Origin of the sequence: Neisseria sp. HMSC074B07, assembly GCF_001810355.1 — a bacterium.
Lineage (GTDB): Bacteria > Pseudomonadota > Gammaproteobacteria > Burkholderiales > Neisseriaceae > Neisseria.
In genome coordinates, this window is record NZ_KV800908.1 from 55211 (window position 1) to 74876 (window position 19666).

A 19666-nucleotide genomic window follows, 5' to 3' on the forward strand; every position below is an offset into this window, starting at 1 on the left:
TGAAACCTGATTTTTGGGTTTCAGACGACCTTTTCGTTATGGAGAACAAGCAATGGACTGCGAACACTGCCCGAAATCCGTTAAAATACCGCATCCTTATTTTCAGACGACCTCAAACCATGTTGGTACTCGGAATCGAATCATCCTGCGATGAAACGGGCGTTGCGCTTTACGACACCGAACGCGGCCTGTTGGCGCACCATCTTCACACCCAAATGGCGATGCACGCCGAATACGGCGGCGTTGTCCCCGAACTTGCCAGCCGCGACCACATCCGCCGCGTCGTGCCGCTGACGCAGGGCTGTTTGCAGGAAGCGGGCGTTTCATACGACGACATCGATGCCGTTGCCTACACCCAAGGGCCGGGTTTGGGCGGCGCGCTTCTGGCGGGTGCGGGCTACGCCAATGCCTTGGCGTTTGCCTTGAACAAACCCGTCATTCCCGTCCACCATCTCGAAGGCCATTTGCTCTCCCCGCTTTTGGCGGACGACAAACCCGAATTTCCGTTCGTCGCCCTGCTGGTTTCGGGCGGACATACACAGTTTATGGCGGTGCGCGGCATCGGCGATTACACGCTGATGGGCGAAAGCGTCGATGACGCGGCAGGCGAGGCGTTCGACAAAACCGCCAAACTCTTAGGTTTGCCGTATCCCGGCGGCGCGAAGTTGTCCGAACTGGCGAAGCTGGGCAACCCCGATGCCTTCTCGTTCCCGCGCCCCATGCTCCATTCGCACGATTTGCAGATGAGCTTCTCCGGTTTGAAAACCGCCGTGCTGACCGCCGTCGAAAAAGTCCGCGCCGAAAACGACGGCGAAATCCCCGAGCAAACGCGCAACGACATCTGCCGCGCGTTTCAAGACGCGGTGATTGACGTTCTCGCCGCCAAAGCTAAAAAAGCCTTGTTGGATACCGGTTTCAGAACTTTGGTCGTCGCGGGCGGCGTCGGTGCAAACTGGAAGCTGCGCGACGAATTTTCCCGCCTGAGCGTCAAAAAGCCGTCTGAAAAAGGCAAACCCAAATCTAAGGAAGAAAAAATCAAAGTCTGCTTCCCGCCCATGGAATACTGCACCGACAACGGCGCGATGATTGCCTTCGCCGGCGCAATGAGGCTGCAGGAGCGGCAACCCGCGGGTGCGTTCAACGTCAAACCGCGCTGGCCGCTGTCGGATATTGTGAAATAGTGTGCGGCAAAGACAAAAGGTCGTCTGAAAACAGTTTTCAGACGACCTTTTTGCATGGCCTCAAGCAGAACGATCAACAGCAGATTCAACCGTTCCAATAATACCGGACAATGTGGAAGAACACGGGCGCAGCGAAGCAGATGGAATCTACGCGGTCGAGCATACCGCCGTGGCCGCGTATCATGTTGCCCCAGTCTTTAACGCCGTAGTCGCGTTTGATGGCGGACATCACCAGCCCGCCGAAGAAACCCATCAGGCAGACGACGAAACCGATAGCGGCGGCTTGTCCGTGGCTAAACGGCGTCATCGGCGACAGCAGCGCGGCGAGTACGGTGGCGGACAAAATGCCGCCAACCGTGCCGGATATGGTTTTGGACGGAGAAAGCGAAGGCATGATTTTGGCACCGCCGACCAGTTTGCCCCAAACGTATTGCAGCACGTCCGAAGCCTGCACCACGAAAATCAGAAACATCAGCAGCAGGATATTGCCGCTGCTGTCGAAATCGTCCAAGTTCAGGAACATCAGGGCGGGAACGTGTGAAAGGCAGAAGATGCAGATCATCGACATCCACTGCGTTTTGGCAGCGCGTTCGAGGAAATGGGCGGTTTGACCGCTCAAGCTGGCGATAATCGGCAACACCAAAAAGCCGTACACGGGGATGAAAATGCTGAACATGCCGTACCAGCCGTCATAGACGAAATAATATTGCACCGGCAGCAGCAGGTAGAAACACACCACCATGCTGTAATAATCGCTGCGGCGGCGATAGACGAGGGTCATAAATTCGCGCAAAGCGGCAAACGAAATCAGGAAAAACAGCGCCACCGTCCCCGTTTTGCCGAACCAAAATGCGACCAGCAGCACCAGCGTCATCAGCCACCAAGCGTAGATGCGGGCGTTGAGGTTGGAGATGGTGGCATTGTCTGCGCCGTTTTTGCGTTTCAGCCATTGCCCGACGACGCTGGCGAAAATCAATATGGCAAATACGCCGGTAAAGATATAGCCTGCCTGCGGGGTCAGATGGGCGGCGGTTTGTTCGGTAATGATTTGGCTGGACGTGTTAACAAAGCTCACGATGCAGCTCCTTTGTTTTGTTGAGACTCGTTACACTCGTTTTGGCGAAACTCACTTCGTTCATTTTGGCGAAACTCGTTACACTCGTTTTCAGACGACCTCAATGCCAGCAAGGCTTCGCGGGCGCGTGTCAGGAAGGTGTCTTTGTCTTCATCTTCGCGCAGGGTCAGCGGTTCGCCGATGTGGACTTCGCACAACAACGGCACGGGCAGCACTTTGCCTTTGGGCAGGACGCGGTTGATGTTGTCTATCCATATCGGCACAAACTCGGTGTCGGGCTTACTCTTTGCCAAATGGTAAATGCCTGATTTGAAAGGGAGCAGGATTTCGTTTTCGTCCGTATTGCGAGTGCCTTCGGGGAAGATAATCAGCGAATCGCCCACTTGGAGCGCGTGGTTCATCTGCTCGGTAATCGACTGCGGATTGTCGCTGTGGCGCGGAATCAAGAGCGCGTTGAAGACGTTTTGGATGATGAAGCGTTTGAGTTTGTTGGTCAGCCAGTAATCTGAACCCGCAACGGGACGCGTCGAAAGCCGCCAGCGGCGCGGCAGGGAAATCCACACCAGCAAAAAATCGCCATGGCTGCCGTGATTGGCATAATACACTTTCTGCTGCGGATTGAACGCCAGTTCGCGCGGACTTTTGGGGCGGACGCCGGTGAGGAAGGATACCGACAGGCACAATGCTTGGTCGGTCAGCCATGCAAGTTGTTTTTTAAAAAAATTTTTCATGACATCAGAGGATTTGGATAAGGAAAACTGCCGCTTGCGCAGCGGTCAGGTAAAGGCTTTTACGCCACAAGGCAAGCGCGCCCGCCACACGCTGCGGCATGGAGGGGTCGTCTGAAACACGGCGCAAGCCGGTTTGCCGCAGGGTTTGGTCGAAGGCTTCAGGCGTATAGCGGCCGTCGGCAAAATCTTGGAACACGCGGCGGTCGAATTCGATGCGGATGTGGTAATACAACAGCACCGCCGCCAAGATAAGCTGTACCGCCGACCACGCACCGCCACGTTGCGCGGACAAAACGAATAGCAAGGCATTGAACACGGCGGTATAGCGGGCGGTGGCAAGCAGGCGGGCGGTAATCAGGCTGTCAGTGGAATTGTCCATTCACATTCCTTTTAGGTATGGAAACCGTCATTCGGGGCATATTATGTCCAAGGGTCGTCTGAATTTGTTATCGGGATGGCACAGGCTTATCTAAAAACAAATTCTTTTCCGTAATCAAAATATAAATGGCTACTAACGACAAAATGGCCGTCTGAATAACCTTGCTGACAGGGTGGGTGGCGAAAATCTCGTTACCCAGATTGGCGCACAGGTGGAATATCGTCGCCACGGCGATGCTGCGCCCGCTTTTGGCGTACAACCAGTTCATCAATAGGACGAAGACGAACATGCTGACCACGAAATTAACCGTGTAAAGTGCGCCTTCGGAAACAATTTGGCTGTGGTAATAGCCTTTGACGAAGGCAAGCGGTATGTGCCAAAACGCCCAATACACGGTAAATAGCAAGGATGCAACAAACAGGCTTCTGCGTGCCGTGAGCGCGTCGGTGCCATAGCTGTGCCACGCCAATTCTTCGGCAACAGGCGCAATAAAGAGCATGAACCATGGCGACAACAAGGCGGACGTAAATGACGGATGTCCAGAAATGTGAAACTGCGCCCAACTGTGTCCGAAAGCGATGGAAATGAGTTGCGCTAGCACCAAGGTAACCGGACCGAGCAGTGCGGCAGCGAGCAGGTATCGCTTGGGAAAACTTGTCAGGCGGAACAGGCGGTGTTTCGCATCCGTCCATAATTTGGGCTGTTTGTACAACATGAATGCCGCCACGAGCATGGGTGCGAACAGCCCGGCCAGCCCTAACGTGGCCTGAGCCCACTGGTACTCAACAGCATCAGGACGGTGGCTGATGTAGGCGGCAGCAAACCATAATGTCCACGGAATCAGCAGGGATAAAGTGTAAAACGTAACGGGGCGGTAGCTTTTAGTCATAAGATTCCCTCCTTACTTTGGGTGCGGTACATATGAGTCGTCGTATCCTGAATTTACTTTAAACTAGGACTGCATTGCCTTGCACAAGCTCAATAGAGAATGATTTGCTCAGCTTGGGCTTTTCATCTACTTATCTTAGCTATCTCGATTAGCGTCGCAAAAACTCGCTTCGCTCGTTTTGGCGAAACTCACTGCGTTCATTTTAGCTTCGCAGAAACTCGCTTCGCTCGTTTTCAGACGACCTGCCGCCGCTTCTACTACCTTTGCCGTTTCCGGCGGCAGCACCGTCTGCGGGCGAGCCTGTTTCAGTTCCGCCGTTGCCTGCGCCAAATCCCGACAGCCGCCGTAAACCAGCAGCCAAGTAAACACCACCGCCGCGCTGCGTCCGTAGCCCAGCGCGCAACAGGTCAAAACCTTGCCGTGTTGCCGGCGTAATGCTTCCAGCAATGAAGCCGCCTGCATCAAATCGTTTTCAGACGGCGCAACCATATCCAATAGCGGCAAAGTGCGGTATGCGCCGCGATAACGGGGGCAGGGATATTCGGCGCATACGTCCAATACGGCGGGGAGGTCGTCTGAAATCCCTGATACGCTGCCAATCCACACATCATCACGAACCCGCACCATCTTCGCCTTGCCGCTCAGCCAATAAGCCATGTTCAGCCGAACGCCCACTAGATAAGGCAGCAGTAAAACCGTTGCCGCTGCCGACAACCTGCCGTCTGCTTGTTTTTGAAACACCGCCGCGTTGCCGGTCAAATAGGCGAAAGCGACCACCGATAGCGACACGCTGACCCACAACATCCACAACCACGCGCCGCCGAACAAGGAAGGCAGAGCCGACAATACCGCGCCCGCCAGATACAGCATGGCGATTTTGATTTCGCGAGAACGTGTTTCGGGGGGAGTTTTGGCTTCGCGGAAACTTGCTTCGCTCGTTTTCAGACGGCCTTGAGTATCAAAAGGCCGTCTGAAAGGCGATACGCCGTGTTGTGGTATGGCCCACAGCACCAGCCATCCCAGCAGCGCGCCGGTCGGCACGTCAATAAAATGGTGTTGGTAAGTCGTCAGTACCGACAAAGCAATCAGGCTTTGCCACAGCAAAATCGGCAATCGGATTTTGGGAAACCGCGTCCAATAAAACGCACCGACAATGATAGACAGCGCGATATGCAGTGACGGAGATTGGTTGTACGGCAAATCAAATGCGACCAATGAATCAAACATCACGCCCCACAGCCCGTCGGTAGGCGGCTTCGGCCAGCCGAAATGCAGCGGGAACAGCATAAAGCAAGTAGTGGCGACAATTTGCGCTGATACCAGCCGTGCGACATAGCGGTTTTGCTCACGCGTATCTCGACAAAGGAAAAATGCCGCTGCATACATGAGGTTCAGCGACCAATAAGGCAAAATCGTCCATTCCCAAAACGGAATGCCGCGCTCCCACGCAAAAGCGACTTCCGGCACATAGGTCAGCAATGCCGCGTAATGGTTGGACAAACTGTAGCTGGCATAAAAAAGTATGCCGACCAAAGCAAGTTTGAGTAGAGAAGTTTTCAGCGTAGGTTTCATGTTTTATCTAGTGCATTCCACTTCATCGCCATAATGGTCGGAATTCAGGCAGGATAAAACGTTTTCTTTTGGATGGTAGCGGAATTCCTGCCATGGCCCCTCAGACGAAACGGCGCGCCAGTGATGTTGTGAAGACTGGTATTGCTTCAACGTTCTGTTTGCGCCTTTGACACAAAAATTCTGCGCCCTACCCGCTGCCAACATACCGTGCCGTTTATCGGTTGGTGTGGTAAATAAGGGAATAAGCTTAGACACATCGGCATTTCGGGCAAACTTCATTTTGACATGGCCGTATCCTTCACCGGATTCGATGATTAAGGTGGACAAGGGCTGTCCAAAAGCAACAGAATTTTTCAATTCAATAGTTAATGCTTCACCATCCGACTCTGTCTGCTTACTCCGGCTGCGGGCAACGGAGGCGCGGTATTGGGCAGGCAGTTTACCGATATCGGACTTTCCATAAGGCAAGGCATCAAAATCAACAGTGCAGCCTTTCTTCATAGACTGCAACAACGGCGTCCAGTCAGCCGCAGCGGCATAACAGGCGGATGAAAATGCGGAAAGAATTAGTAATGTAAGTAATTTTTTCATTATGAAACTTCACCTTATTAAAATTTGTACAAGCGTAATAACTTTTCCCGAAAATTTCTTTGTATAGCTTTGCATATGGGCATATTGTATATTTCTTCGGAACGGATAAAATATGTCCTGCTTTCAAAACAAAGCAAGGATGGCGCCGGATAGTCCACGCCACACATCACTCTTTTTTACTTTATGGAGTAATACCAGATGAAACTCTTATCTGCCGCTGTTGTAGCCGTTCTGACCGCCGGTGTTTCCATGACTGCCGCCGCCGCTCCTGCAGGCTATGTTCCTTACAAATGCGACAACGGTAAAAAACTGAATGTCGTTTATGAATTCGACCGTAAAGGCAATGCAGTAGGCGCTTCTGCAAATGCAGCTGGCAAACAAATCAGCCTGCGCGTTGACAAACGCCGCTCTGACAGCACCGGCACTACCTTCACCAACAAACGCGGCTTCTCTATGTCTGCCGGTTACATCGACCGCAACACCCACACCACTTCCGAAGTCGTGGGCGTCAGCGATGCACAAAACCGCTTCATCGTGAAAAACTGCGAACCTGTCAACATCGATCGTTAATTTAAAGCAACGATTTAAGTTTCTTCGAGGTCGTCTGAAAACCGAAACAAGGTTTCAGACGACTTTTCGTTTTATCTGCTTCCAGGCAAATTTTGAAACTGTTGCACATCTGCACAACTGCCGTTCCCCGCACATATAGTGGGTTAACTTTAAACCAGGACGGCGTTACCTCGCCTTGGCTCAAAGAGACATTCTCTAAGGTGCTGAAGCACCAAGTGAATCGGTTTCTGTACTGTCTGTACTGTCTTGCGGTTTCATCGCCTTGTCCTGATTTAGTTAAGCCACTACTATATCAACCTAAAAATGTTTCGCCACGCGAGAAACGGCGGTAATTCATCGACTCCTCTTTTTATTTCTTCACAGCCAGACTTACGGTAAAGATGCCGTCTTCGTCTATCCACTGATGGATTTTTTCAAAACTGGCTTTTTCTACAAGTTGATCCATTTCCTGCTGGCTGCGGCGGCGCATCACCCAGTTCGGGCTGCCTGCTTTGTGGCTGGTCAGCGCGCGCGCAATCATTTCGAGCTGCGGATGCCACGGCTGGCCGGTGTAAATCAGGTAGCCGCCTGCTTCAATCGCATCGCCGAAGCCGTAGAGCGATTTTAAAATCAAATCATTGTCGGCAAACAATTCGTGCAGGCCGGAAACGATGCCCAGCGTGGGGCGTGGCTGCAAATCCTGATAATTGGCGCGGTCGTAGGCATTAACTTCGTCGAAGGTAACCGTGTCTTGCAGACCGCGTTCGGCAATCAGCTTGCTTCCGGCTTCGACGTTAATCGGGCTGTAATCGCGCAGACGCACGGAATCGGGCAGCGTGTCGGCAGTCAGCGCGTCGAGTACATAGCGGCCGTGTCCCGAGGCAATATCAAGAACGTGTACCGGCTTGCCCGCTTCGCGCAGCTTGGCAGAGGCCGTCTGAATCGCTTTGCCGATATTGATTTTGCGTTGGCGGATGCCGCGCCAGCCGATGGCGTTGAGATAGTGTTTGTCCACCGCCACACCAAAGGCATTGCTGCCTTGCGGCTGGTTACGGTACACATAATCCAGCGTGCTGCCGGAGTCGTAGCCGGTTTCCTTGCCGATTTTCAAACCTTCGCTCCAGCGCGCGCCGAGGTCGAGGGCAGCTCGGTAAACCGCCCAAAATGCGCCGCGCGGCGAACAAATAGGCAAAGGCGTGGCCAGTTCGTCGGCTTCGCGGCGGCTTTCGCCGTGCAGGTGGGCTTGGGTCAAATCGACTTGATATAAAGGCTGATTGAAACGTTCGCGGATAAAGCGGCGCATTTCGACAAAGGCGATTTCGCGGTTTTGTTCGCCCAATGTGTCGTGATAGAAACCGGGCAGGATATGGCGTTCTTTGATGCGGCTGCCCAAACGGTTGTAGAAATCGTGTTGCGGTTTGTGGTGAACAACCCAGTCGCTGCCGGAAATCAAAAGCTGCAAGGGCGTGGTAATCGCCTGCGCATCGGCGACGACACGTTCGGCAGCCTCATACAAACCGAGCAGGATGCGCACGGAAATGGCGCGGGCGATGAGCGGATCGTTGTCGTAGCTGGTTTGGCGCTCTTGGTTGTGCGTCAGGTAGTGGGCTTTGACGTAGCTGTTGACAAAGAAATTGCCGCGCCATTTCTGCATGATTTTCAAGCCGGTGCGGGCAAAAGGAACGTAGAGTTTGACTTTGAATGCGGGCGATGCCAATACGGCACAGCGGATTTTCGGCGCGTAGTCATGTAGCCAAGTAGACACCAATACCGCGCCGACGCTTTGCGCGATCACGCAGATGTTTTCAGGTTTGATGCCGTATTCGCTTTGGATGTGGCGGATAAAGTCGTCCACATCGGCAACGGAAGTACCGATACTGGGGCTGTCGCCGCGTTCGCCGGGGCTGTGGCCATGACCGCGCGCGTCCCATGCGAAATAGGCAAAATCATCAAAACCGAGTTCGTCGGCAACAAACATCATCCGGCCGGAATGTTCGTGGCCGCGGTGGAACAGCACGATGGCTTTATCGGCCGAACCGTCGGCAGCGGGTCGGTAGCGGTAGAAAAGCGAAGTGCCGTCTTGGGTAGAAAAGTATTTTTGTTGCTCGGACATGAAAAACTCCTGATAGTCATATTTTTGAACGGTATCATGACACGCTGAATTTATGCAATCGTTATCTGATAAACGGATAAAGGAAATGACGGAAAGAAGCAACAAAAGGTCGTCTGAAACGTTTCAGACGACCTTTACTACGTTTAACGAAGTGCTAAATGACTGCTAATTTTGCCGTGTTTAAATACACCCATCAAAACCCCAATGACACATTTCGAAAGGAAGTCGAACATGAAAAAATTATTATTGACCGCCATCGTCGCTTTGTCCGCTGCTGTCGCAGGTGCCAACGATTACATCGAACACCAAATTTACAGCGATAGAAATTTTGAACAAAACCGTGCCAAAGCCATCAGAATGCTTGAGCAACGCGGTTACCGCGTTCACGACATCGACGCCGACGACTATCGTGGCAGACCTGTATTAGACGTAGAAGCCTACAAAGGCGGACGCGAATACGACATCAAATTGTCTTACCCCGACTTGAGAATCATCAAAGAGCGTATCGACTACTGATAAACGATGCGTTACAACTGCCGCAAACTGCCCGTTTGGCGGCAGTTTTTGTTGAAGGGGAACTTGGATTGCCGACTTCATCATTACAAACATGATTATCCCAAGAAGTGTAATGTTTTTATCGATAATGTATGACGTTGTGTAAATTCCCCGAATCAGAGGAACTAAAAAACGCTTTTTCCTTTCCATTTAAATTGATTTACTCAAACGGAGGATAAACATGGATTTCCACGATAAAAATAAAAAAGGGCAAGAGCCGCAAAATACGGTTTCTAACTGGGAGAAACCTTTCGAACGCCCCGACCCCGATGCGCCGCAGCCTGTTTCCGAAGTTTGGGAAGGCTCGGAAGAAACGTTTCATAAGGGTGAAGAAACTTTAAAAACCGAAGAAGCGGTCAAAACCGAAGATTTGGTGCTAACCGAAGAAGCTGTGGAACCTGAAACGGCAGACCATCAACAAGACCACAATCCCGAAGAGCTTACGCCGAAAAACATCATCATTGAAGGCATCGGGATGTCGTCTGAAAAGCCCAAAAAGAAAAAGAAAGACAAAAAAGACAAGGCGAAGAAGAAAAACCAAGCCGCCGACGTGCCGCCTTCCGATCTTTTGGGTACGAACAAAGGCGTGGAAACCATGTTCCGCAATGCTGTTCGCTCAGAGATGGAGTTGCTCGCGCTGGCGGCGACCAAGGCGAACATTATGATTTCGCTGAATGGTTTTATCGTGTCTGCGCTGATGATTTCGGGCGCGTTTATTTTCTCATCGTCGCCCGAATTTCTGATTCCGGCGAGTACGTTTATGATTACCGCCGCCGCGTCCATCGTGTTCGCGCTTCTGTCCGCTTCGCCCGAACGTATCGGCAAAATGCAGGCTGCGCGTACTTGGGTTAAGGATTTATTCCGCGGCCGCGCCAAACTGCGTGATTTGAAAACCCGCCTCAGCAGCACCCAAACGCGCTTTTTCAGCGGCAGCCAGCCCAATATTCTGATTTACGAAGACCGTGTGAAGGTACAAAAAGAGCAATATTGGGAAATGATGCAGGAGATTATGGGCGACCGCAAACAAGTCTATCAAAAGATGAGCGATCATCTTTACTGGCTGGGCCTGCTGGCGGACAAACAGTTCAAATACATCAACTTGTCTTATGCCGTATTCCGTTGGGGGCTTTTGGCTTCGCTGGCGGCATTTATCGGCGTGAAGACGCTGCCTTCACTGCTGACCCAACCTGCCAACAATGCGGCAGAGCTGCGCTCTTTGGGTATTAATATGTTCAACGGTGTGTACGAGCCTTCCGCCGTACAACAGCTTCCAGACGGTAAACTGCTGATTGCCGAAGACGAACCGAACCACGCGTTCAGTATTGTCAGCATCGACCCATCCGGCAGATTTATCGAAGACGAAGCCTTGGATACACGCGTGATTACCGGCTTCAAACGCCGCCTGAGCGACTTGGAAGCATTGGCACGCGACGATGAAGGCTTTATCTACGCGCTCACTTCCCACTCGCGCACCCGCAAAGGTAACCGCTCGCCCGATCGCGAACACCTGATGCGCTTTAAAATCCAAGACGGCAATGTGTTGGGGCTGACCAGCTACGATAATCTGACGCAGGTTTTGGAAACCGACCACAAATTACACGACCTCATCCGCGAACGCACCAAAGCCGAAGTTTCCTTTGAAGAAATCAATATCGAAGGTATGGCGTTTGACCCTGTGAAGAAACGCCTCGTCTTGGGCTTCCGCGATCCTGAGTTCAACAATATGGCACTGGTAGCATTCATCAGCAATCCGAAAGACGTGTTCGAGCGCAACGCCAAACCTGAGTTTGACGAAGTTGCCATCCTTGACATCGACGGCGGCGGTATCCGTTCTATCAACTACGACCCGGTGTTGAAAAACTACGTCATCGCCAACGAAGTGAAGGATGAAAACGGGCAGAAATTCTCGCAACTGTGGACTTGGAGCGGCAACCCGACCGACGAACCGCAAAAAATCTCCCTGCCCAACCTGCAACACATCACCAATGTCGAAGCCGTCGATTCGATTACGGTCAACGGCAAGCCGCAGATGATTCTGATGGGCGACGAAGGCAATGCCTCGCAGAAAATTACTGCCAAATATATGTTGGTGGATTACAGCCAACTTGGTAAACAGTAGTTTTAAAGCTGATTAAAGGTCGTCTGAAACCAAATCATGATTTCAGACGACCTTTTTGCTATTGCCCAAGGTCTATCGGCTTGCGTTCAACCGTTTGTCCGGCCGTGTAAACATAAACACCACCAGCGAAGTCAGCGCGCCCAGCGTGTCGGCGAGCATGTCTTTTTGCGCGTCCCAAATATCGCCTTGCGAACCGAGCACTTCCAGCCCCGCTTCGCCGCCGTCAATCACCGCATACTGCCATTCGATGATTTCGTAAGCCGCCGCCACGCTCATGATGAAGAATAAGGAAAAAAACAGGGCAAGCGTGGGTCGGCAGAGTTTGCGGCGCAACAGCCATTCCGCCATCGGGTAGGCGTAGAAACCGATGATGTAGTGTCCGACGCGGTCAAAGTGGTTGCGCCCTTCGCCTAAAAACGGCGCAAGCAGGCGGTTTGCCCAATCGAAGGGGACATCGGCGAAGGTATAGTGCGCGCCGATGGTGTGCATAATCAGCCAGAAGCTCATGAATACATAAGCCAGATTGCTAAAGCGGAACAGGCGGTAAGTGGCAACGAGCGCAATAAATACGATGGAAACAGGGATGATTTCGGCGTACCAAACGGCGCGGTCGGACGGGTTGATGCCCGACCAAACGATGAGTGCGGCAATGAAAACCGTGAGCAGCAAAGGGATAACGTGCGAAGTTTTTTGCATGATATTTTCGTTTTATAAAGTGAGTAAAAGATGGGGAAATAGGTTTCAGACGACCTTCAAACCATTGACGACGCGCTTATAGCAGGTGTAAACCAGTGCCGCGCAAGCCAGCCACATGAAGACGTAGAAAACCGCATGGAAGCTGCCCGCCACCGCATACCACACCGCCAGTACGCCGATAAAGAACGCGCGGTCGCTCTTGCCGAACGGCCCGTCATAACGCCGCCCGTTGCCGTGTACCTGCCCCAACACGCCGCAAAATTCGGTCATCGCTGCAAGCCAGACAAACAGGCCGATTTGTGCGCCGTCAAACGGGGCGATAAAGGCGAAAGGCAGATACAGCGCGGCATCGGCGGCAACATCGGTGATTTCGTTCAGATAGCCGCCCAATGCCGACTGCTGACCGAACTCGCGCGCCAGCATCCCGTCCACCGCGTTCAACGCCATACGGACGAACAGCCACACGGGCAACAGCCAAAACAAGGCAGGAACCTGCGCGCCGAGCGACAGCAGCAGCCCGACCGCGACCGACACCGCGCAAGCCGCCAGCGTAACCTGATTGGCGGTTACCCCCTTCTGATAAAGCCGGCGCACCAGCGGGCGCAGCAGGTTTTGGAATTTGGGTTTAAGGGCGTAGATGCTCATGATTATGCCGTCTGAAAATAAACGAAGTGCCGCGATTATAGACGAAATCCGTTATAATCCGTCAACTTTCCAACCACGCGGTTCGCAAACCTCCCGCGTTACCAAAACTAGGATTCACCATGCAAAACCAACAAGCCTTGGTCATCTTCTCCGGCGGCCAGGATTCCACCACCTGCCTGATTCAGGCGATTCAAACCTACGGGCGCGAAAACGTCCAAGCCATCACCTTCCAATACGGGCAACGCCACGCCGTCGAACTGGAACGCGCCCGCTGGATCGCGCAGGATTTGGGTGTCAAACAAACCGTACTCGACTTGAGCCTGATGCAGCAGATTACGCACAACGCCCTGATGGACGATACCGCCGCCATCGAAACCGCTTCAGACGGCCTGCCCAATACCTTCGTGGACGGACGCAACGCCCTTTTTCTGCTCTACGCCGCCATCTACGCCAAAGGACAGGGCATCAGGCACATCATCGCGGGCGTGTGTGAAACCGACTTCTCCGGCTATCCCGACTGCCGCGACGTGTTCGTCAAATCCATGAACGTTACCCTCAATCTGGCGATGGACTACGCCTTTCAAATCCACACCCCGCTGATGTACCTGACCAAAGCGCAAACTTGGGCGTTGGCGGACGAAATGGGCGCGCTGGACTACATCCGCGAGCAGACCCACACCTGCTACAACGGCATCGCCGGCGGCTGCCACGAATGCCCAAGCTGCGTGTTGCGCGAGCGCGGGCTGGCGGAATATTTGGAAAGCAAAAAGGCCGTCTGAAAACGTGTTCCGTCCGGAGTGGGAACGTCTGCGGTAAGAGGGCAGTCGAATAATCAGCCGAGAACAACTGTAAGGGCCGTCATGACCGACAAAATCCATCTCTACCACCCGCTCCATACTCTGAAACCTTTTTCAGACGGCATCTGGATTGCCGACGGAAAAGTCATACACATGAATTTTCCGCTGGGCATCAAAGTGCCGTTCAGCACCCGCATGACCGTCGTGCGCCTGAACGACGGCGGGCTGTGGTGCCATTCGCCGGTTGAACCCGTGCCCGAACTGTTGCGGCAAATCGACGCGCTCGGCGAAGTCCGCCATCTGGTTTCGCCCAACAAAATCCACTACGCCCACATCGCCGCGTGGAAACGGCATTACCCGCAGGCGCTTGCGTGGGCAAGTTCCGACGTGCGCGAGCGGGCGGCGTCACAGCATATTGCCGTTTGTTTCGATGCCGACCTCGGTGCCGCCGCGCCGCCGCAATGGGCGGACGATTTGGCGCAAATGCCGTTTGCGGGCAGCGCAGCGATGGAGGAAACCGTGTTTTTCCACCGCGCGAGCCGAACCCTGATACTGGCCGATTTGATTGAAAACTTCGAAACCGCCAAATTTCCCAGCCGCTTTTGGGCGGGCGTGATGAAACTGACGGGTATCGCCGACCCCGACGGCAAGGCCCCCGCCGACTGGCGCGCCACCTTCAAAGACAAAACCGCCGCCCACGCCTGCCTGAAGCAGATGCTGGACTGGCAGCCGGAAAAAATCATACTGGCGCACGGCCGCTGCTACGAAACCGGCGGCACGGACGAACTGCGCCGCGCGTTCAGATGGCTGGATTAACCAAGCTGCGGCTGTTTTGTTGAAAAATATAGTGGATTAACTTTAAAAAGCCACAGCGGTACGCAAAACCACTATGGCTTCCCATACAACCAAAGGTCGTCTGAAAACACGATTTCGATAAGACGGAATGTTTTCAGACGACCTTTTCTGTTGCCAGCAACATTTCCACATTCCGCTCGGTCGCTTCGGCTATCTCTTCAACGGCAACGCCGCGAATTTCAGCGGCGATGGCGGCGATTTGGCGGATGTTGGCGGGCGTGTTGGTTTCGTTTTTCAGCATAAACGGGCTGTCGGTTTCCAAGACGAAATCGGTGTCATTCAAGGTTTTGAGGGTTTCGCGTATTTTTCGTGCGTTCGGGTTGAGCAACAGCGAACCGATGCCGATTTTGAAACCTAATTTCGTCAACACGCGCGCTTCTTCCGCGCTGCCAGAGAAGGCATGAACGATGCCGCCCTGGGCAAAGCCTGTCTGTTTGACGGCGGCGGCGATGTCGGCGGTGGCTTTGAGATTATGGATAATCACGCGGCGGCGCAGGGTTTGCGCGATGGCAAGCTGGCGGCTGAAGACTTGGATTTGCCGCTCGCGCTGCGGCGGCGTTTGGGTTTTGTCGTAAAAATCCAAGCCGATTTCGCCGACCCATGCCGCCGGACGCGCTTGCAATGCTTGCTCCAAACGCTGGAAATCCGGTTCGGAAACGTCGTCTGAAAACCAAGGATGGATGCCGAGCGCGATATGGATATTACGGAAAATCGGGTTTTCAGACGACCTCTCCGCCAAATCCGCCACGTCCTGCCAATCCTGCGGCTGGGTCGCGGGAACAATAAACCGCCCTACCCCTGCCTCCCGCGCGGCGGTCAGGATGTGCGGCAGGTTTTCACGCAAGGCGGGATCGGCGAGGTGGCAGTGGGTGTCGGTGAAGTTCATCGGTTTCACACTAATTTTAGTCTTACCAATTCTTTGTGAACATCTTCCACCCCCCAGCCTTGCGATACAGCGAGGGTCATGAGTGCGGTGGCGGTTTCGAGGTTGCATTTTCCACCGTTGATGATGCCCGAATTGCGGAACGCGTTGCCTTGCGCGTAAACAGCGGCGGTTCTGCCTTGTCGGACTTGACTGATGTTGAGCAGCAGTTTTCCTTGCTGCGTAAAGTCTCGGACGGCACCGATGAAACCTTCGTCTGCGGGGGTGTTGCCGTGTCCGTAGCTTTGCAGGATAAGGGCTTGGACGGGAAGCTGTCCGAGTCCGTTCGCAAGTTCTTGGACGGCAAAGCCGGGGATAAGCGTGCGGACGGCGATTTTTGCCTGCGGGTCGGGATAGCGGATTTTGAGGTCGTCTGAAACATCCGCCGCATCTTGGGACGGAATGCGAATATGGTTCCAACCTTGGGTTTCGTCCCATTCGGCGATGGCGCCGAAATGCGGATTGTCGAAGCCTGCGGCGGTTTCGGTGCTGACTTTGCTGCTGCCGACGGCGGGATAAAGTTTGCCGTCAAAGGCGATAACGGTTTGTTTGAGCTTGAGGCTGAAGGCGGCGACGGCGGTGGAGAGGTTGCGCGGGGCATCGCTGTTTTCGGCGGCGTAAGGCCATTGGGAACCGGTCAGGATGATGGGTTTACCCAAACCTTGCAGGGCGAGCGCGAGGAGGTTGGCGGTGTACACCATGCTGTCCGTGCCGTGCAGTATCAGGATGCCGTCGCAGGAAGGCAGTTTGGCGGCGATGATGTCCAGCCAGTCGCGCCAGTGTTGCAGGGTGACGGAGGAGGAATCAATCAAGGGATTGCAGACGTGCCACTCGAAGTCGAGGTCGTCTGAAAAGGGGGAAAGGGCTTGGCTGACAAGCGCGGTATCGGGGCGCAGGCCTTCGCTGCTTTGGGTCATGCCTATGGTGCCGCCTGTGTAGAGGACGAAGATTTTTTGTTTCATGGACATCATCGGGTCGTCTGAAAATAATGATGCGGCTTATTTAACTATATTTCGGACAGGCTGGCAATTTGGCGGCGCAGACGGTTTTCAGACGACCTTGAAATGAAAAAGCACCCCGAGGCTGTCGATATTTGATTTTCCAAGTGGATTTTTACTCACGAAGCAGGAAATTCAAAGCGGAAGCCGCAACAAGCTTGGACGCTTGGTGAGGATTGCCAACGCAGAAGATACCGCTTTGGGGATAAAAAGGCACGGAAACTATAGTGGATTAAATTTAAATCAGGACAAGGCGACGAAGCCGCACAGTACAGACAGTACAGAACCGATTCACTTTGGTGCTTCAGCACCTTAGAGGAATCGTTCTCTTTGAACTAAGGCGAGGTAACGCCGTCGGTTTAAAGTTAAGCCACTATATTGAATATCGTCAACCTTGTCAGGATGCTTGATTTTATTGTTCGCTTTGAGCGGCTTTTTTGGCTGCCTTGGCGGCTTTGCGCTGCGCCCGCTTTTCGCTCAATTTGGTACGGTAGAACTGGAGGCGCTGGCGTTTTTTCCACCAAAACCAGGCCAACACCACTGCCAATATACCCAAAACAGTAAAGATGCCGGATTGCAGGCTGTGCATTTTTGCCATCAGCCAATCAATGTTGTTCGCGCCGTATTCGCCCAAATAAATCCACACCGGTACGGAAATCAACGCGGCAAGCCCGTCCATCAGGATGAAACGGGTATAGGAAACTTTGCGGCTGATGCCTGCGGTCACGAAAACGGCGGTACGCAAACCGGGCAGGAAGCGGGCGACGAACAATACCCAGTTGCCGTATTTGTCGAATTTCTCCTGCACCTGCGCGTAACGCTTTGGTGTCATCACGCGGGCAATGGGTTTGAACTTGAGAATTTTCTGCCCCCACACGCGTCCGGCGACAAACATAAATCCGTCGCCCGCCAACACGCCGAGCATACCGACGACAACCATCCAATGCGAATTGGTGTACCCCAAGCCGGAAATCACGCCGCCTGTCACCAGCGTCAAATCTTCGGGAATCGGCACGCCAAAGCCGCAAATGACCAAAACGAAAAACACAGCTGCATAGCCGTAATGGGAAAAAAGGGCTTCTAAAAAGGCAAACATGGCGTATCCGTCGGTTGTAATGTGAAGGGGAAATTCATTTGAACTGAATGTTGTATTTTACCAAAGATAGGGTCGTCTGAAAGAAATAACAAGGCAGGTTATGAAAATAGGCGTGAACAATATTGGTTGATGTGTTTCAGACGACCTTGAATCCTAAAAAACACAGTGGATTAACCTTAAACCGGCATGGCGTTCACCCGCCTTGCCCTGATTCAAAATTAATCCACTGCACCGCCGTTCCCGCTTGCACGGAAATGACGGCAGTTTCAAGGTTTGTTAAAAACCCGATTTATTGTCCGACAGCATTACTGCTTGCCGGTAATAGCTGCTGCGATGCGTTCCGCACCTTTTTTCGCCCAGTCCGCCTGACGCGCTTCGACCATGACGCGCACGACCGGCTCGGTACCCGATGCGCGCAACACGACGCGGCCTTTGCCTTCGAGCTCTTTTTCTACTTCAGCCAATACATCTTTCGAGGCTTCCTGCCATTTCTGACCTTTTTGAATGCGCACGTTGATCATGGTTTGCGGATACGGCTGCCAGTCGGCGCAAACGGTGGCAAGGTCTTGGTTCAGGATTTGCAGCGCCGCCAAAACTTGCAGCGCGGAGATGATACCGTCGCCGGTGTTGTGTTTGTCCATACACAAAATATGGCCGCTGGCTTCGCCGCCGATGAGCCAGCCGCGTTGGTTCAGTTGTTCCAACACATAGCGGTCGCCGACTTTGGCTCGGCAGAAATCGACGCCCTGCTCTTTCAGGGCAATTTCCATCGCCATATTGGTCATAACCGTGCCGACCACGCCGCCGATGTTGATGCCTTCGCGGGCGCGGGCTTTGGCGATGACGTAAATCAGGCTGTCGCCGTCGTACACTTTACCGTTTCGGTCGACCATCATCAGGCGGTCGCCGTCGCCGTCCAATGCGATGCCGTAGTCGGCTTCGTTTTGCAATACGGCGGCCTGCAAGGCTTTGGGATGGGTCGCGCCGCATTTTTCGTTGATGTTGTAGCCGTTGGGTTCGTCGCCGATGCTGACAACTTGTGCGCCGAGTTCGTGGAACACTTTGGGCGCAACGTCATAGCCTGCGCCATGTGCGGTATCGACCACCAATTTCAGACCGCGCAAATCCAAATGGCTGGGGAAGGTGGATTTGCAAAATTCGATGTAACGGTCGTCTGCGCCGTTGATACGGCGGGCGCGTCCGAGGCGGGCGGACGGCTGGGTTTTCATTTCCTCGTCGATTTTGGCTTCGATTTCCAACTCAATTTCATCGCTCAGTTTCACGCCGCCTTCGGCAAAGAATTTGATGCCGTTGTCGGAATACACATTGTGCGACGCGGAAATCATCACGCCGGCGGACAAACGCAGCGCGCGGGTCAGATAAGCCACGCCCGGCGTAGGCAGCGGGCCGGTTTGGATGACGTTGACACCTGCGGCGGTAAAACCTGCCACCAGCGCGGCTTCGAGCATATAGCCGGAAATGCGCGTATCTTTGCCGATAAGGACGGTCGGCTTCTGCCCGCCGTCATGCTGCACCAACACCTGCCCCGCCGCATAACCGAGTTTCAATACGAAATCGGGAGTAATCGGAAATTGACCGACTTCGCCGCGCACGCCGTCCGTGCCGAAATATTTTTTTGCCATGAGTTTACTCCGTGAGGATGTTTTTAGAATGGGGTTACCCGTAAATGTCATAACGGGCAGTATAGGGAATTTTATGCAAAACTGTTGGGATTTATGTTTAGCGTCATTAGATTGCGCCTGAGCGGTATAGTTTCTTATTTTATCAAAATACGGAACAAGTTAACCGGATTAAACAAACAGGTCGTCTGAAACCGCCAAACTTGTTTTCAGACGACCTCTTTATCACTATAGTGGATTAAATTTAAACCAGTACGGCGTTG

At 53.3% G+C, this 19666-nt stretch carries 19 protein-coding genes; 6 read left to right on the forward strand and 13 right to left on the reverse strand.

Annotated features, from left to right (window positions below; translation table 11 throughout):
* Window positions 1-119: 119 nt before the first annotated feature.
* The gene (gene tsaD, locus HMPREF2726_RS02535; RefSeq protein WP_009312272.1) at window positions 120-1181 is read left to right on the forward strand and encodes a tRNA (adenosine(37)-N6)-threonylcarbamoyltransferase complex transferase subunit TsaD; all 1062 of its coding nucleotides are present in this window, start codon (window positions 120-122) and stop codon (window positions 1179-1181) included.
* 85 nt (window positions 1182-1266) lie between these two features.
* On the opposite strand, the gene HMPREF2726_RS02540 is transcribed toward tsaD, so the two are convergent.
* The 6 genes from HMPREF2726_RS02540 to HMPREF2726_RS02565 all read right to left on the reverse strand — a co-directional run bounded on the left by HMPREF2726_RS02540 (window position 1267) and on the right by HMPREF2726_RS02565 (window position 6418).
* A complete protein-coding gene (locus HMPREF2726_RS02540; protein ID WP_070602082.1) occupies window positions 1267-2256 on the reverse strand; it encodes a phosphatidate cytidylyltransferase in 990 nt (329 codons plus the stop codon).
* Entirely contained in the window at window positions 2253-2987 is a 735-nt protein-coding gene (locus HMPREF2726_RS02545) for a lysophospholipid acyltransferase family protein (protein ID WP_070602083.1), read from the reverse strand. The genes HMPREF2726_RS02540 and HMPREF2726_RS02545 overlap by 4 nt, the downstream gene beginning before the upstream one ends.
* A gap of 4 nt (window positions 2988-2991) precedes the next feature.
* Window positions 2992-3366, reverse strand: coding sequence for a hypothetical protein (locus HMPREF2726_RS02550; RefSeq protein WP_070602084.1), 375 nt, complete (start codon window positions 3364-3366; stop codon window positions 2992-2994).
* A gap of 67 nt (window positions 3367-3433) precedes the next feature.
* Window positions 3434-4255: a CPBP family intramembrane glutamic endopeptidase gene (locus tag HMPREF2726_RS02555; protein ID WP_070602085.1), complete on the reverse strand. Its 822-nt coding sequence runs from the start codon at window positions 4253-4255 to the stop codon at window positions 3434-3436.
* Window positions 4256-4390: 135 nt separating this feature from the next.
* Window positions 4391-5827, reverse strand: a complete 1437-nt coding sequence (locus HMPREF2726_RS02560) for a phosphatase PAP2/dual specificity phosphatase family protein (protein ID WP_070602086.1) — start codon at window positions 5825-5827, stop codon at window positions 4391-4393.
* Between the two features lie 3 nt (window positions 5828-5830).
* Window positions 5831-6418, reverse strand: coding sequence for a hypothetical protein (locus tag HMPREF2726_RS02565; RefSeq protein WP_009312278.1), 588 nt, complete (start codon window positions 6416-6418; stop codon window positions 5831-5833).
* 198 nt (window positions 6419-6616) lie between these two features.
* Here HMPREF2726_RS02565 and HMPREF2726_RS02570 point away from each other — a divergent pair, with 198 nt between their 5' ends.
* Window positions 6617-6988, forward strand: coding sequence for an ACP-like domain-containing protein (locus HMPREF2726_RS02570; protein ID WP_003755076.1), 372 nt, complete (start codon window positions 6617-6619; stop codon window positions 6986-6988).
* A 349-nt stretch (window positions 6989-7337) separates the two neighbouring features.
* On the opposite strand, the gene HMPREF2726_RS02575 is transcribed toward HMPREF2726_RS02570, so the two are convergent.
* Window positions 7338-9080 carry a bifunctional alpha/beta hydrolase/class I SAM-dependent methyltransferase gene (locus HMPREF2726_RS02575; RefSeq protein WP_070602087.1) on the reverse strand — a complete coding sequence of 581 codons (1743 nt, stop codon included), beginning with the start codon at window positions 9078-9080 and terminating at the stop codon, window positions 7338-7340.
* Between the two features lie 231 nt (window positions 9081-9311).
* Here HMPREF2726_RS02575 and HMPREF2726_RS02580 point away from each other — a divergent pair, with 231 nt between their 5' ends.
* Window positions 9312-9596, forward strand: a complete 285-nt coding sequence (locus tag HMPREF2726_RS02580) for a PepSY domain-containing protein (RefSeq protein WP_019271427.1) — start codon at window positions 9312-9314, stop codon at window positions 9594-9596.
* Window positions 9597-9816: 220 nt separating this feature from the next.
* Window positions 9817-11754 carry a Pycsar system effector family protein gene (locus HMPREF2726_RS02585; RefSeq protein WP_070602088.1) on the forward strand — a complete coding sequence of 646 codons (1938 nt, stop codon included), beginning with the start codon at window positions 9817-9819 and terminating at the stop codon, window positions 11752-11754.
* Between the two features lie 72 nt (window positions 11755-11826).
* Here HMPREF2726_RS02585 and HMPREF2726_RS02590 read toward each other — a convergent pair whose 3' ends face one another.
* Together HMPREF2726_RS02590 and HMPREF2726_RS02595 are read right to left on the reverse strand one after the other, a co-directional pair.
* Window positions 11827-12450: a DUF2238 domain-containing protein gene (locus HMPREF2726_RS02590; RefSeq protein ID WP_070602089.1), complete on the reverse strand. Its 624-nt coding sequence runs from the start codon at window positions 12448-12450 to the stop codon at window positions 11827-11829.
* A 45-nt stretch (window positions 12451-12495) separates the two neighbouring features.
* On the reverse strand, window positions 12496-13095 hold the full coding sequence (locus tag HMPREF2726_RS02595) for a CDP-alcohol phosphatidyltransferase family protein (RefSeq protein WP_070602090.1): 600 nt from the start codon (window positions 13093-13095) through the stop codon (window positions 12496-12498).
* Window positions 13096-13214: 119 nt separating this feature from the next.
* Between HMPREF2726_RS02595 and queC the strand changes: the two genes are divergently transcribed.
* Both queC and HMPREF2726_RS02605 read left to right on the forward strand, forming a co-directional pair.
* Window positions 13215-13874: a 7-cyano-7-deazaguanine synthase QueC gene (gene queC / locus HMPREF2726_RS02600; RefSeq protein ID WP_009312284.1), complete on the forward strand. Its 660-nt coding sequence runs from the start codon at window positions 13215-13217 to the stop codon at window positions 13872-13874.
* Between the two features lie 81 nt (window positions 13875-13955).
* Window positions 13956-14708 (forward strand): DUF4336 domain-containing protein, encoded by a 753-nt coding sequence (locus HMPREF2726_RS02605; RefSeq protein WP_070602091.1) that lies wholly within the window; start codon window positions 13956-13958, stop codon window positions 14706-14708.
* A 133-nt stretch (window positions 14709-14841) separates the two neighbouring features.
* Here HMPREF2726_RS02605 and HMPREF2726_RS02610 read toward each other — a convergent pair whose 3' ends face one another.
* From HMPREF2726_RS02610 to glmM, 4 genes are all read right to left on the reverse strand, one after another.
* Window positions 14842-15633, reverse strand: a complete 792-nt coding sequence (locus tag HMPREF2726_RS02610; RefSeq protein ID WP_009312287.1) for a TatD family hydrolase — start codon at window positions 15631-15633, stop codon at window positions 14842-14844.
* Between the two features lie 5 nt (window positions 15634-15638).
* On the reverse strand, window positions 15639-16631 hold the full coding sequence (locus HMPREF2726_RS02615) for an asparaginase (RefSeq protein ID WP_036529505.1): 993 nt from the start codon (window positions 16629-16631) through the stop codon (window positions 15639-15641).
* A 448-nt stretch (window positions 16632-17079) separates the two neighbouring features.
* Window positions 17080-17763 carry a DedA family protein gene (locus HMPREF2726_RS02620; RefSeq protein ID WP_003755047.1) on the reverse strand — a complete coding sequence of 228 codons (684 nt, stop codon included), beginning with the start codon at window positions 17761-17763 and terminating at the stop codon, window positions 17080-17082.
* A gap of 305 nt (window positions 17764-18068) precedes the next feature.
* A complete protein-coding gene (glmM, locus tag HMPREF2726_RS02625; RefSeq protein WP_003743468.1) occupies window positions 18069-19406 on the reverse strand; it encodes a phosphoglucosamine mutase in 1338 nt (445 codons plus the stop codon).
* Between the last annotated feature and the right edge of the window lie 260 nt (window positions 19407-19666).

Coding starts and splice junctions, on each gene's coding strand:
- tsaD (WP_009312272.1), top strand. CDS start 120: ATGTTGGTACTCGGAATCGAATCATCCTGCGATGAAACGGGCGTTGCG.
- HMPREF2726_RS02545 (WP_070602083.1), bottom strand. CDS start 2,987: ATGAAAAATTTTTTTAAAAAACAACTTGCATGGCTGACCGACCAAGCA.
- HMPREF2726_RS02550 (WP_070602084.1), bottom strand. CDS start 3,366: ATGGACAATTCCACTGACAGCCTGATTACCGCCCGCCTGCTTGCCACC.
- HMPREF2726_RS02555 (WP_070602085.1), bottom strand. CDS start 4,255: ATGACTAAAAGCTACCGCCCCGTTACGTTTTACACTTTATCCCTGCTG.
- HMPREF2726_RS02560 (WP_070602086.1), bottom strand. CDS start 5,827: ATGAAACCTACGCTGAAAACTTCTCTACTCAAACTTGCTTTGGTCGGC.
- HMPREF2726_RS02565 (WP_009312278.1), bottom strand. CDS start 6,418: ATGAAAAAATTACTTACATTACTAATTCTTTCCGCATTTTCATCCGCC.
- HMPREF2726_RS02570 (WP_003755076.1), top strand. CDS start 6,617: ATGAAACTCTTATCTGCCGCTGTTGTAGCCGTTCTGACCGCCGGTGTT.
- HMPREF2726_RS02575 (WP_070602087.1), bottom strand. CDS start 9,080: ATGTCCGAGCAACAAAAATACTTTTCTACCCAAGACGGCACTTCGCTT.
- HMPREF2726_RS02580 (WP_019271427.1), top strand. CDS start 9,312: ATGAAAAAATTATTATTGACCGCCATCGTCGCTTTGTCCGCTGCTGTC.
- HMPREF2726_RS02585 (WP_070602088.1), top strand. CDS start 9,817: ATGGATTTCCACGATAAAAATAAAAAAGGGCAAGAGCCGCAAAATACG.
- HMPREF2726_RS02590 (WP_070602089.1), bottom strand. CDS start 12,450: ATGCAAAAAACTTCGCACGTTATCCCTTTGCTGCTCACGGTTTTCATT.
- HMPREF2726_RS02595 (WP_070602090.1), bottom strand. CDS start 13,095: ATGAGCATCTACGCCCTTAAACCCAAATTCCAAAACCTGCTGCGCCCG.
- queC (WP_009312284.1), top strand. CDS start 13,215: ATGCAAAACCAACAAGCCTTGGTCATCTTCTCCGGCGGCCAGGATTCC.
- HMPREF2726_RS02605 (WP_070602091.1), top strand. CDS start 13,956: ATGACCGACAAAATCCATCTCTACCACCCGCTCCATACTCTGAAACCT.
- HMPREF2726_RS02610 (WP_009312287.1), bottom strand. CDS start 15,633: ATGAACTTCACCGACACCCACTGCCACCTCGCCGATCCCGCCTTGCGT.
- HMPREF2726_RS02615 (WP_036529505.1), bottom strand. CDS start 16,631: ATGAAACAAAAAATCTTCGTCCTCTACACAGGCGGCACCATAGGCATG.
- HMPREF2726_RS02620 (WP_003755047.1), bottom strand. CDS start 17,763: ATGTTTGCCTTTTTAGAAGCCCTTTTTTCCCATTACGGCTATGCAGCT.
- glmM (WP_003743468.1), bottom strand. CDS start 19,406: ATGGCAAAAAAATATTTCGGCACGGACGGCGTGCGCGGCGAAGTCGGT.